Below are 12,340 nucleotides of genomic sequence, written 5' to 3' on the forward strand. Positions count from 1 at the left end.
AGTTTTGTGAAGGAATCAACACTTATGATTCCATTTCTATCCGAAGCTCTGCCACTAAAATAAAAGGCTGAATAGTTAAGTAGGGCTTCCTTAATATTAGTGACGATGCCTCCAGCTGGATGTATTGTTCTTCCAACGGCCCAAGGACGTGCAATAGATATACGATCTTCTGCGATCAGCTGCCCGAACGTAAAACGTTCTGTTATTATTTCCTCGGGGAAGAAATGAATGTTCTCCAGACCGAGAGGCCCAGAAACCTGTTCGATGATTGCTTCTTCGAAGGTCTTCCCGGTAACCGCCTCAATGACTCTTCCCGCCACATAGAAACCTGAATTGCAGTAAGAAAGGATTCTTCCTGGAGGGTTGATCTGAGGAAGAGAAGACATGTTCCTAACCAGTTTCTCCAGGGCATCCTTACCATAACCAAAATCCTTGAAGTAATCCCCCTTCGTGCCAGAAGTATGGGTCAGAAGATGTTTCATCGTGATCTTTTCTTCAGCTCCTTTATCTGAAAGAACGAAATCTTCGAGGAGTTCCTTAATTGGTCTTTCCAGATCGATCCTGCCGGCATCGACCAATCTCATAACAGCAAGAGCTACGAAAGTCTTGGTTATCGAGCCGATCTGAAAAAAGTCTCATCATTTACCTTCAAGGGATGGTCGATATTCGTGACCCCAAGAGAGGCAGTGTCAACTGTGTCGTTAAAACGTACCCCGCAGTAGATTCCGGGAATCTCACCTTCTGCAACTAGCTTCTCCAATTCAGACGTTATTTCGCGAAGCGCTTTCTAAAACTTTCCAAGCTCATATAGCGCCTCCTTTAAGCATTGTAGCTGAACATGCACCATGAGGGAAATTTTCTGTGGATTTCGGAGGGAGCCTAATATACAATTGGATAGAGGTGACCAAAGTGGGTAAGTTGAATCTGTCCGAACTTCTTATTCCGGCTAAGGAAAGGGTCAATTTCGACGGTAAAATTGGACTCGTGCTCTCTGGAGGCGGAGCCCGAGGCGCTTATCAGATAGGAGTCTGGAAGGCTCTGAAGGATTGTGGAATTGAGATCGGGGGAGTCTATGGGACGTCGGTAGGCGCCTTGAACTCAATGGCAGTTGCTATGGACAAGTTCGAAGACGCACGCGAATTATGGCTGAAAATCGATTTCAATAAAGTGGTAGTAGATGGAACTGACGGCAACTTGATCGAAAAAGCGATTGGTGCACTCAAGACCGGCGGGTTCGATCCTGCTCCACTTAGAAAAAACTTTGGCCGTCTCCTTAAGGAAGAGGAAGTTCGAAAAGCCCCGATCGATGTTGGTATCGTCACTTATTCTCTCAGCAATATGGAGCCGAGGGAGCTCTTTATCGAAGATATTCCTGAAGGAGAGCTAAAAGACTACATTCTGGCAAGCGCTAATCATCCAGTCTTCAGAAGAGAGCAAATTGGCTTGGAAAAGTTCATAGATGGTGGCATTTACAGAAATATTCCCGTTAATATGGCTTTGAGCAGAGGGTTCAAGGAGATTATTATTGTCGATCTCGGTCCGAAGAGAATTAGAGATCTTCTGACTCTTGTTTCACTAAAGAGACTTGATGAAGTGAAACATCTTGTAATCAAACCGAGAGAATTCTATGGAGATGTTCTTGACTTCGATCCCGAAGTCTCTCGAAACTTCATGAAAGAGGGATATCTTGACTGTCTCAGCGAACTGGTTTATCTTGCCGGAGAGGAGTACTATGTTTTTGCAAAGCAGGACACGATTGCAAAAGCGCTCTTCTCAATGCCAGAAAAGAAAAAGAAAGAGGCAAAAGCTATCTTTGGAATTGAACCCTGGCAGAGCGAGTCTACTCACCACTTTTATTACGGGCAACTCATGCCAGTATTGCAAGATCATTTTGGAACCTCCGGTCCTTTGGAAACATGGGTGGTTCTCCTAGAGAAGCTTGCAGGACATCTAGAATTTGGGAAGCTGGAGCTATTCACTTTACAGACTCTGATCGGACGGGTCGTTTCTGCTGCGCGCTCAAGTTTTGAGAACATAAAGTATAACGATATCGCCTGTGAAAGAGTAGTGAGTTTTCTTGAGTTTCTAATAGACAATTCGAAGATGAAAGATCTCGAAGATCAGGAATTCAGGATATTCGAAGATGGATTCAGTTCTCTGACCCGCCTGGAATAGCAGAGCCAAAAAGGGCCCGGCAATACCGGACCCAGATGTCTTCAAGATGATCTAATAGTTCTCAACGAAGAGTTCGAAGTAAGCCTTCGAATGTTTGCATGCAGGGCACTGCTCGGGCGCTTCTTTTGCCTCAAGAATATACCCGCAATTTCCGCACTTCCAAAGGACCTTCTCTTCTCTCTTAAATACCTTTTCGGTTTCGACGTTTTCGAGCAGTTTCAAATAGCGCGTCTCATGGCGTTTTTCCACCTTGGCTATCTGTCTGAAGCTCTCTGCAACAGTTCTGAAGCCTTCCTTTTCCGCGACATCGGCAAATGTTGGATACAGTTCCGTCCACTCTTCGTTTTCTCCGGCAGCGGCAGCTTTGAGATTCTCTCTCGTTCCTCTAAGATCTACAGGATAGTCAGCATCTACGTGGACCATAACCGGTAGTTCGCCTGTCATACCTTCTATGATGTGCTTGAAGAAAACTTCTGCGTGTTCCTTCTCGTTATCGGCAGTTTCCCTGAAAAGAGCGGAAATCTGCTCGAATCCTTCCTTCTTGGCTACGGAAGCGTAGAAAGTGTATCTGTTTCTTGCCTGTGATTCGCCTGCAAATGCCTTCATTAGGTTCTCAAGAGTCTTTGTGCCTTTTAGATTCACTATTTCACCCCCGATACGAGATATTGTTTTCGAATATTTTTGTGTGAACTTATTACGGTTGAGAAAGAACATCTCCACATAATTATAGTACAAAGTCGATTACAATTACGAATCTCTCTAAAGAAAACCGACACGGAAACTTGGTCTCAAAAAAGGCACCTCAGTTTCTACTGGTCTTTATCTGTGTCTTTTCCAAATTCCCTCGAAGAGTCTATTCCGAAGTTCTCATCTTCAACATTTCCCGAAGGTTCAATGTGAACATGTACATCATAGACGTTTTCCTGATCCTTCTTTATCGCGGCCTCAACCTGCTTGGCAAGGAAGTGGGCGTTCCTAACAGACAGCCTGGGGTCGACTTCGATGTCTAGATCAACAAGATACTTGTAACCCATCTTTCTTACTCTCACTTTGTGAGGGTTGTGAACTCCCGGAACTCTTTCAACCGCTTCGAAGATTATGTTGTAAACATTGTCGCCCGGCTTCAGTCCATCCATCAGCTCGTAGTTGGTTTCCCAAAAAATCTCGATAGAGGTCTTGATTACCAGCGCTGATACAACCAGTCCGACAATCGAGTCGATTATCTGCAGTCCGGTAACTCCAACGAAAATCGAACCTCCCAAAACGGATAGCGAGATTACTATGTCAAGCTTCATATTCATCGCGTCTGCGACAAAAACAGAAGAGTCAATCTTCTTTCCAATGCTCATCTTGTAGCGATAGAGGAAGTATTTCGTGATGGAAGAGATTGCCGCAACCACAATTACCAGCTCAAGATTCTCGACGGAAGACTCTCCGGTAAACAGCTTCTGAACAGAACTCATAGCAAGCTGGGCGCCGGCAAAAAAGATAATCATGGACACAATTTTGGATGCAACGGCGTCGGCTCTTTCATGACCATAAGGGTGTTGAGCATCCGGCGGTTTGCTTGAAACAGATGTTGAGATCCACGTTATGATAGATGTCAATATGTCGGTAGTTGAATCCACTCCGTCGGCAAGAATAGCCATGCTTCCAGTGAAGAAGCCGGTAAATACTTTGATCACCGCAAGCAAAGCATTTCCAGCTACGCCTATTATCGAACCCATTCTGGCGACTGAAGCTCTATCTTCGTTCATTCAGTAACCTCCATCGCACTGGATAGGGCGCCAAGATATCTCTTGTTCCTGTACTTCGATACGGTGCCGTTGATCACTTGGACATCAGCGTTCAAATCGACAGCAATCTTCTTCGTTCCAAGATTGTGGAGTATGTTTGCGCTCTTGCTCTCTCCAGTCACCTTTAACATTATCAAAGTCTCCTTGCGCTTCACGCTCTTGATTGTGGCAAATCTTAGCCAGGGATTACTCTTTCTGAATTCAAGTATAGCCCTGAATCTCATATAGTAGCTGTCATCGACAGCTTCTTGCGCTTCATAGGACACACCGCTGTGAGGATGGTTTTTGCCGAGAGCCTTCCATTCCGTCTGTCCCGGACCGTAGCCGTTCTCATACCAGAGAAAGGGTTCCAGCTGTTCTTCGTTGAAGTACATATTGTAGACACCTTCCATGCCCAGTTCCTCGCCATAGTAGAAAAAGGGTACTCCTGGAAGAGAGAGCAATACAGACATTGAAAGGAGCGAGAGTTCGCGGTCGCCGTTCATTGACGATACCAAACGACTCATATCATGATTCGTAAGGAAGAGTCCAGATTCATAGCTGCGTTTGGCCCTGAAGCACCTGTTCAAATCTGTCTTCAATGATATTACCAGAAGCTCAGGATCCTTCTTGGCAATTGCTGACTTCAAGTCTTCGGCCAGCGGGAAGTTGAATCCGATTCCGAAGATCGCAGAATAAAGATCCACAATTCTTGCATCGTCCCAAACTTCGCTCACAAAGATCGAATCGGGAGAAATTGATCGGCAGTGCGAGGTCATCTCTTTCCAGAACGCGATATTTCTGCTGTGCTGATACTCGCATATTCCCTTCTCTATAGAGAAATCGAAGATGTGTTTTGCGGCGTCGAATCTGAAGCCGTCAAATCCCACCGAAAGCCAAAATGTGAGAACCTCTTTCATCTGTTGCCATAGAGAAGTTGATTCGTAATTGAGATCGGGGCTTCCCGGGCCGAAAAGTGTGTATGCCCACTGGCCGGAGTAATTAGTCCATACCTTCTCCCCGTCCCAGTGTCTTCTTGCCTTTAGCCAGTCTTCGTTCTGCAGAAAGAGGTACCAGTCCCTGTACGGTCTTTCGCCGTCGAGAGCCCTGAGAAACCATTCATGACTAGGAGAAGTGTGGTTGATCGGAAGGTCCAGGATCACTTTCAGATCTCTCCTATGTGCTGAAGCAAGAAAGCTTCTCAGCTCTTTGAGATTTCCATATATGGGATTAATGCTGAAAAAGTCAGTGACACTGTAACCGTGGTATGCCGGCGACTGAAGTATCGGTAGGAGCCATATTCCTTCGATACCGAGACCTGCAAGATAATCAAGTTTCTGTTCGGCTCCTACTAGATCTCCTATTCCGTCTCCGTTACCATCGCAAAATGATCTTATATACAGCTCGTAGAACACGTACATCCCTCCCGACTATGGCAGTCCGAAATCGAACCGATTCACGAGAACTATCACTGTCCCTAGAATCTTACATCTTATCATAGTTATCCAATAGCGCATTGTGTTAAAATCTTGTCTGTTCTAGGAGGTGTGGAAGATGCTAATAATGGAGACTCTGAGCAAGGGCGAACAGATGAATGCGAGCGACGTTCATGTGACTTCCGGAGGTTATGTGATGTACAGGGTCGATGGCGAGTTGATTCAGGACAAGCTTCTTACCGATGCGATAATGATGAAAAAGATCATTGCTGAGCTTAAGGAAGTTACGGGGATGGAGTTTGAGGACTCGAGCAGTAAGGAAATCGATTTCTCTTTTGGCTTCAGCTCATCGAGAGTAAGAGGAAATTACTTCTACTCAAATAAGCTTCCTGTGATAGCTCTGAGGCTCATTCCGAAAACAGTTAAGACTATAGATGACCTGGGGTACCCCGCCATTTTCAAAGACTTCTGCAAGCCGGACAAGGGACTCGTGCTAGTTGCGGGGCCTACAGGCAGCGGTAAATCAACCACTCTTGCAGCGATGCTGGAAAACATAAACAGAACAAGGAATGCACACCTCATAACTATAGAGGATCCTGTAGAGTATGTTTTTGAGCAAAAGACCGCTTTGATTCACCAGAGGGAGCTTGGACCCGATACCAAGTCCTTCTACAACGGCCTTAAGTATGCCTTGAGGCAGGACCCGGACGTAATTCTCGTTGGCGAGATGAGAGATAGCGAGACTATGGAACTTGCGATGACCGCTGCGGAGACCGGTCACCTTGTTTTCTCAACGATTCATACGAATTCTGCCGCCACCACTCCCGAAAGGATAGTCGGAGTCTTCCCACCTCATCAGCAGAACCAAATAGCAATGCAGCTTGCAAATACCTTGCTGGCTGTCATTTACCAAAGGCTGCTGAGAAGAAGAGACGGCAAAGGGAGGATTGCAATTCTTGAGATTCTAGTTGTGAACCAGGCGATAAGGAACCTTATCAGGGAACAGAAGTTTCATCAGATAGAATCTATGATGCAAGCCGGCATTAAGTTTGGAATGGTTACCTTTGATGATGCGTTGATGGATGCTTTCAAGAAGGGCATTATCGACAAGGATCAACTTCAGAACTATGCGAGAGATGCGAACGCCATGGCCAGGAGGGCCTTCTAATGGATCTAGAAAAGATAATGGAAGTATTCAGGGAGAGATTCAAGGAAGTTGAAAGGGAGCTCTCCAGACCAGAAGTTGCCTCCGATCCCGATAAACTTATGGAGTACGGCAAGAAACATTCCGAGCTTTCCGAGATCATAAATCTCTACAATGACATAGAATCGATGAAAAGCGAGCTTGACGAATGGTATGAGATGAAGAATTCTGCCGGTGAGAGCGAACAGGAAGAGATAGCCCAGACAATATCAGACCTTGAGAATAGCATTGGGAAACAGGAACTGAATCTAAAGGGACTACTGGTCCCCGATCTATCAGACAATAGAAACATAATTATCGAGATAAGAGCGGGAACTGGCGGCGAAGAGGCGGCTCTCTTCGCTGCGGATCTATTCCGCATGTACAGCAGATATGCCGAGCGAAACAACTGGAAATCAGAGATCATTGATTCCAATGAAACAGACATCGGCGGATTAAAAGAAATCGTATTTCAGATAAGAGGTCGGAGCGTATTCAGCAAACTGAAGTATGAAAGCGGAGTCCACAGGGTCCAGAGAGTTCCCTCTACAGAATCCGGCGGAAGGATCCATACTTCGACCGCCACAGTGGCGGTTCTTCCTGAAGTCAGCGAGACGGAAGTCAAAATCGATCCTGCCGACCTAAGAATCGATACGTACAGAGCTTCAGGAGCAGGCGGTCAGCATGTTAACAAGACAGATTCAGCGGTCAGGATAGTTCATGAACCAACGGGAATCGTTGTTGCGGTACAGAAGGAGAGATCTCAGCACCAGAACAAGGCCAGGGCCCTCGAGATACTTCGTGCAAAACTCTACGAGATGTATAGCTCTAAGGCGGAAAATGAAATTGTCGAGACCAGAAGAACGCAAATAGGAACTGGAGAGCGAAGTGAGAAGATAAGAACATACAACTTCCCTCAAAACAGGGTCACTGACCACAGGATTAACTTCACCAGCTACAGACTTCTTTATATAATGGACGGCGACCTCGACGAACTGGTAACAGAGCTTTCCGCTGCAGATATAAACAAGCGTTTGGAACTGCTCCACAGGAAACTTATCGGTTAGTCTAGAGCCTCTTCTACGGAGACAGAGCATGAAGAATGAGAAGCCTCTAAGAACAAACGCAACAAGGATTCTGGACGGTCTCGGCATAGAGTATGAGGTTCTTGAGTACGAAGTTGACGAAAGTGATCTGGGCGCTGTTAAGGTCGCTTCCGAACTTGGACTTTCAGCTCCTAAAACGATGAAGACAATCGTACTCAAAGGTGATCGAAGCGGTGTCTTCGTGTGCTGTCTCGGTGGGCATCGGGAAATCGATATGAAGAAGCTTCCGGAGATAACTGGTGATAGAAATATCGAAACGGTCTCCTCAGACCGGCTTCTAGCTATTACAGGTTACGTCAGGGGAGGGGTCTCTCCTCTGGCGATGAACAAGAGCTTCAAAGTCTATATAGATGGAGAAGTCTTGAGTGAAGAGAGGATTTCTATGAGCGCTGGCAAGCGGGGCCTTCAGATATGGTTAAGGCCGACGGATCTGGTTGTCGCTACGAAAGGTAATGTCGCTTCGTTCTCCAAAGAGAAACACTGAGAGTTCCGGGCTACGCTTGGCAATTAGATTTTGAAAATTATCACTAGAACGGAAACTATTCCGAAGAAAAGGGCCAGTAGCAGCAGAACCGTAGAAATCTCCATCAATCTTCTCTCCCTTCAAACTCCTGTCAATCAATTCTACATTTTTCTTTCCCATCTCAAAAGGAACTGTGAGTAATCTAAGTTGATCATATTGAAAGACATTGTACAATTGAATTGAAAGGACGGTGGTGAAATGTACATCCGCTCTGGTGATCCAGTGAGAACAGTAATCAAAGTTATCGGTGGAATAGTCTACGGTGTCGGCATAGGCTTGATAATGCTTAGCTTTGCTAGTTTCTTTCTGGCTCCGTATCTAAGCCTTGTTTTTGGAAGTGTATTCGTTTTTATAGTGTTGGGCTTCATCGCAACAACCCTCGGGAGAATGCTTCTAGGCATGGCGAAGACGAAGAGCTTCTCCGGTCCTGTTAGTGAACAGGAACCCGTTAGCAGGAGCGAAGTTCAGGAGGAAATGACCTACGACTACACCTTTGTTTCCGATAGAGAGGCAAGAATCGAGAAGAAGAAGAGTAAGAGTTATTCTAGGTGTCCGGAGTGCGGCACAGAGAATGACGACAAGGCAAGCAAGTGTTCCAGTTGCGGAACCTCTCTCACTGGTTACAAGAAATGTAGCCTTTGCTATATGTTGAACAAAAAAGAGAATCGTTTCTGCAAGAACTGTGGACACGATTTCAATCTTGACTGAGTAAAAAGACTCCGAGATGCATGGCAGCAGAAGATCTGTGCGCTGTGAGGAGACGTCCTTGGTCCTTCGTCCCGGATCATGGACCCGTCCTTCGAAAGAACAGTTGCAAGTTGTCAGTTCCAAGTTGCAAGCTATAGGCGTTAAGAAGAACAAAACATTAGACGCAAGGCACTGAAGAGCATCAGGATAGCAATGCCTGCTTCGCAGGGAAAGAGCCGCTTTTCGCTGAGCGCTGAGCGCTGAACGCTTGGAAGACCAAAATCCGTTTGCCACTAAAAGTTGATGGGGGAACTTAATCTCACAGCGATCAGCGGGTCCTTGTTCGGTCTTAAGCGTACAGCGGATCTGGGAACGAAGAACAGATCCTCGCTCGAGTTTGTCCTTCAGGACTGATTTTCATCTCCCCGGTCTTCGATCTCGGAACTATCCAGTGGAGTTCAACGGAGGACAAGGCATTTGCTCTCTGAACTCCTGCCTATGTCGCTTCTGCCTGGTTTCACAGCAAGGTCTCTAAGGTGAGCTGGAGACTCTTGTTGAAGAGGCAAGTAGATGGGTAAAGGAGGAGTATGTAAGCGCGCTCTGGGAGGGAAACAAGCTTGCCGACGATAGAAAACGGAGTATAGCAGAGATTCTGGAAATGCTTACAGGGATCAGCTCGGCCTTATTCTATCAACGAAATCTAAGGATGAACCAGGTGGACTTCTGTACATTGCTGCTAGAAGAGAGCGACCGCTCCCTGAGCGCGTATGACTCAAGAATAACGGCAATCGGACCATGTATTGGGGCCTCAAATGATGGCACAATGTTCAATCTTTCGGGGCAGCTGAAGACATGCGCAAATGATTACATCCAGAGAGATAGGATATGAAACAAATCTGCCTTACCGAAAGTGAGCGGGAACGCAGAAGTGTATCTGAACAGGAATTGGGAGGGCGGCAAAGTTGAGCCAGAAATGCCTGATTCACTTAACCTGGGATTTCCCGATGCAAGTGACGCCCTTTCACATGCTTTGACCAGAGCGCCCTATCTAAGAGTTTTCGTCGCTGGAGGAAGGTTGATCTTGAGTACCCCTTTGAATCGGTTGCCTATAGCATTGATCATATCAAGATCTCGGATTCTCTTCGTGCCAACATCATTCACAGAGTCTACGAGGGCGGCCATATGATCTATGTTAATCCCGAGGCTCTGGAAGAGCTGAAGAAGGATTTAGAACTCTTCTACGGCAATTGAGGTTATCTATAACAACGAATGTAGGCTGAAAACTCGCATCTATTGATCTTGGGAAGTCTCACGGGGTTAGGATGAATCAGTAGTTGAGAAAACAATGTCGAAAGACATGAATCCGGTCTGGCGTCGTGCTACTAATTGGAGTTATTACAAACTGTTGTATAATTAAATATAGAATCTTCTATTTCTCGTTTTCTAATTATGTTTTCCATTTGGGCGGTGATGCTACGAATGTCTTCATCTATTATCGTTGTAACCGGAATGTCCGGCGCCGGAAAGTCTTCGGCAATCGATGTTCTTGAGGATTTTGGCTTCTTCTGCATGGACAACGTTCCTCCTTCGATTATTGAAGAGCTTGTAAGAATAATCGGCGAGCAGGAAATCGACAAGAGTGCCGTCGTAATCGATATTCGTACGGCCAAGAAGTTCGGCGGAATGGATAAGGTAATTGAGAGCATTGAATCGCTTAAAGAGAGAGGATTGGGAGTAACATCGATTTTCCTCGATGCTGAGGACGAGGTTCTGTACTACAGATATCAGAAGACGCGAAGAGCACATCCTCTCCAGGAAGAGATAGGACTTGAAGAAGCGATTCAGAAGGAAAGAAGTATCATGGAGCCGCTGAAACTGCACTGTGGTCATGTTATCGATACTTCAAGAATGGATATGAAAGAGATGAAAGAGGCAATTGTTTCGATAATTAGCGGCAAGGGATATTCGCTTCCACCTATGAGAATAGAAATAGAGAGCTTCTCTTATAATGAAGGAGTGCCTCATGATGCCAACCTGATTTTCGATGTGAGATTCCTTCCCAACCCCTATTATTACGAGGATCTCATAGAGCTCACAGGAATGGACAAACAAGTTAAGGATTATTTGGAGACCTATCCGGAAATCGAAAGCTATTTCGACACTGTTTTGAGACTATGCAGGATAACGATAGAGGGATTCGCGGGAAGCGGAAGAAACTTCATCAAGATAGCTATTGGCTGTACCGGGGGCAAGCATAGGTCTGTGTATATCGCCGAACGTCTGTACGAAGCGCTCAAGATAGATAGTGTAAGGCTTTCGCTTGATCACAGAGAGCAAAAAATACATAAAGAGAACTCCTGATCCATATTCTTGCTAATTTTGGAGGTATTTCAGGTGAGAAGCAGATTAACCTATCTCCGGATAAGCGGTATGTCGGCCTCTTGTTCCAGAATTATGCGCTTTGGCCACATATGACCGTCTATCAGAACATTGCTTTCGGTCTTGAAAACATGAAGTGGAGCAAAGAAGAGATCAGAAAACGCGTAAAGGAAATGGGCGATCTCGTCAAGATAAGCGATCTTCTTGACAGGTATCCTTCAGAACTTTCGGGCGGTCAGCAACAGAGAGTAGCAATTGCAAGAACCCTCGCTCCAAATCCTAAGGTGCTCTTGATGGATGAGCCGCTTTCTAACCTGGATGCCAAACTGAGAATGGAAATGAGAGCCGAGTTGAAACGGCTCCACAGAGAAATCGAATCGACTGTCGTATACGTTACCCACGACCAGCTGGAAGCGATGACTCTGGCAACCAAGGTCTGTCTTCTTGAAGAGGGCGTTCTCCAGCAATATGCGCCGCCGCTCGTAATATACGATCAGCCGTCCAATATCTTCGTCGGAGATTTCATCGGGAATCCTTCAATGAATTTCCTAGATGCCGCAGTTAAGGGCGCTGAGAAAGATAGAGTCTCTCTTGAAACCGCCGAACTCACCATGGAGATGATTTTCAAGAGCAAAGAGGCAGAAGTTAAGAACGGTGACGAAGTAATAATAGGTTTGAGACCGGAGGACATCACGCTAAACCCGTACAACGGAGCAAATAGTTGTGTTATCTACTCAACGCTTCCTTCTGGAATGGAGACAGTGGTGAGGGCAAAGATCAAGAACACGATGTTCTCAATAGTCGTCTTTGGAAGAGTCGATTTCGTAGTTGATTCGAAGATGGAGATCTCCTTTCCTTCAGTCAACTACTTGCTTTTCGACAAAGCTACAAAGAATAAGATAGGAGCGGGCTCTTTGAAGTTGACAGAGTAGAGGCAATGCTTATTTGGGAGAGGGATCTTGAAGTATTCCTCTCCATGCTACTTCAGAGAGTAATCGTATTGAATCTATATCTCAGGAACCCACAAAACTCTTCTTCTCTTTCTTGCAGATCTTTTTGACGGTGTTCCTGCCCAT

The 12,340-nt window shown here is 45.8% G+C and carries 12 protein-coding genes; 8 read left to right on the plus strand and 4 right to left on the minus strand.

All coding sequences use genetic code 11. From position 1 onward, the window contains the following. On the minus strand, window positions 1-584 hold a 584-nt coding region (locus B3K91_RS04205; protein WP_292594051.1), incomplete at its 3' end, for a serine hydrolase domain-containing protein. A 325-nt stretch (window positions 585-909) separates the two neighbouring features. Here B3K91_RS04205 and B3K91_RS04210 point away from each other — a divergent pair. Then, a complete protein-coding gene (locus B3K91_RS04210) occupies window positions 910-2,175 on the plus strand; it encodes a patatin-like phospholipase family protein (RefSeq protein ID WP_292590782.1) in 1,266 nt (421 codons plus the stop codon). Window positions 2,176-2,226: 51 nt separating this feature from the next. On the opposite strand, the gene rbr is transcribed toward B3K91_RS04210, so the two are convergent. The 3 genes from rbr to B3K91_RS04225 form a co-directional block, all read right to left on the minus strand. After that, a complete protein-coding gene (gene rbr / locus B3K91_RS04215) occupies window positions 2,227-2,820 on the minus strand; it encodes a rubrerythrin (protein WP_207759726.1) in 594 nt (197 codons plus the stop codon). A 164-nt stretch (window positions 2,821-2,984) separates the two neighbouring features. Then, a complete protein-coding gene (locus B3K91_RS04220) occupies window positions 2,985-3,932 on the minus strand; it encodes a cation diffusion facilitator family transporter (RefSeq protein WP_292590781.1) in 948 nt (315 codons plus the stop codon). Then, window positions 3,929-5,365 carry an alpha-amylase family glycosyl hydrolase gene (locus B3K91_RS04225; protein ID WP_292594053.1) on the minus strand — a complete coding sequence of 479 codons (1,437 nt, stop codon included), beginning with the start codon at window positions 5,363-5,365 and terminating at the stop codon, window positions 3,929-3,931. The genes B3K91_RS04220 and B3K91_RS04225 overlap by 4 nt, the downstream gene beginning before the upstream one ends. A gap of 139 nt (window positions 5,366-5,504) precedes the next feature. On the opposite strand from B3K91_RS04225, the gene B3K91_RS04230 reads away from it, so the two are divergent. The 7 genes from B3K91_RS04230 to B3K91_RS04260 all read left to right on the plus strand — a co-directional run bounded on the left by B3K91_RS04230 (window position 5,505) and on the right by B3K91_RS04260 (window position 12,196). Then, window positions 5,505-6,554 (plus strand): type IV pilus twitching motility protein PilT, encoded by a 1,050-nt coding sequence (locus tag B3K91_RS04230; RefSeq protein ID WP_292590779.1) that lies wholly within the window; start codon window positions 5,505-5,507, stop codon window positions 6,552-6,554. Next, on the plus strand, window positions 6,554-7,636 hold the full coding sequence (gene prfA, locus B3K91_RS04235) for a peptide chain release factor 1 (protein WP_292590778.1): 1,083 nt from the start codon (window positions 6,554-6,556) through the stop codon (window positions 7,634-7,636). The genes B3K91_RS04230 and prfA overlap by 1 nt, the downstream gene beginning before the upstream one ends. Window positions 7,637-7,664: 28 nt before the next feature. Further along, entirely contained in the window at window positions 7,665-8,159 is a 495-nt protein-coding gene (locus B3K91_RS04240; RefSeq protein ID WP_292590776.1) for an aminoacyl-tRNA deacylase, read from the plus strand. Window positions 8,160-8,396: 237 nt separating this feature from the next. Further along, complete coding sequence (locus B3K91_RS04245; RefSeq protein ID WP_292590774.1) at window positions 8,397-8,906, plus strand: zinc ribbon domain-containing protein; 510 nt, start codon at window positions 8,397-8,399, stop codon at window positions 8,904-8,906. A gap of 694 nt (window positions 8,907-9,600) precedes the next feature. Continuing rightward, the gene (locus B3K91_RS04250) at window positions 9,601-9,774 is read left to right on the plus strand and encodes a hypothetical protein (RefSeq protein WP_292590772.1); all 174 of its coding nucleotides are present in this window, start codon (window positions 9,601-9,603) and stop codon (window positions 9,772-9,774) included. Between the two features lie 590 nt (window positions 9,775-10,364). Then, entirely contained in the window at window positions 10,365-11,246 is an 882-nt protein-coding gene (gene rapZ / locus B3K91_RS04255) for an RNase adapter RapZ (RefSeq protein WP_292590770.1), read from the plus strand. Window positions 11,247-11,290: 44 nt separating this feature from the next. Beyond that, window positions 11,291-12,196 carry an ABC transporter ATP-binding protein gene (locus B3K91_RS04260; RefSeq protein ID WP_292591770.1) on the plus strand — a complete coding sequence of 302 codons (906 nt, stop codon included), beginning with the start codon at window positions 11,291-11,293 and terminating at the stop codon, window positions 12,194-12,196. The last annotated feature ends 144 nt before the right edge of the window (window positions 12,197-12,340 follow it).

This window comes from Mesotoga sp. UBA5847, from assembly GCF_002432735.1.
GTDB lineage: Bacteria > Thermotogota > Thermotogae > Petrotogales > Kosmotogaceae > Mesotoga.

What these genes read in the sequence shown, in the direction of transcription:
- rapZ (WP_292590770.1), top strand. Translation starts at nt 10,365, where the DNA reads ATGTCTTCATCTATTATCGTTGTAACCGGAATGTCCGGCGCCGGAAAG.
- B3K91_RS04230 (WP_292590779.1), top strand. Translation starts at nt 5,505, where the DNA reads ATGCTAATAATGGAGACTCTGAGCAAGGGCGAACAGATGAATGCGAGC.
- B3K91_RS04240 (WP_292590776.1), top strand. Translation starts at nt 7,665, where the DNA reads ATGAAGAATGAGAAGCCTCTAAGAACAAACGCAACAAGGATTCTGGAC.
- prfA (WP_292590778.1), top strand. Translation starts at nt 6,554, where the DNA reads ATGGATCTAGAAAAGATAATGGAAGTATTCAGGGAGAGATTCAAGGAA.
- B3K91_RS04220 (WP_292590781.1), bottom strand. Translation starts at nt 3,932, where the DNA reads ATGAACGAAGATAGAGCTTCAGTCGCCAGAATGGGTTCGATAATAGGC.
- B3K91_RS04245 (WP_292590774.1), top strand. Translation starts at nt 8,397, where the DNA reads ATGTACATCCGCTCTGGTGATCCAGTGAGAACAGTAATCAAAGTTATC.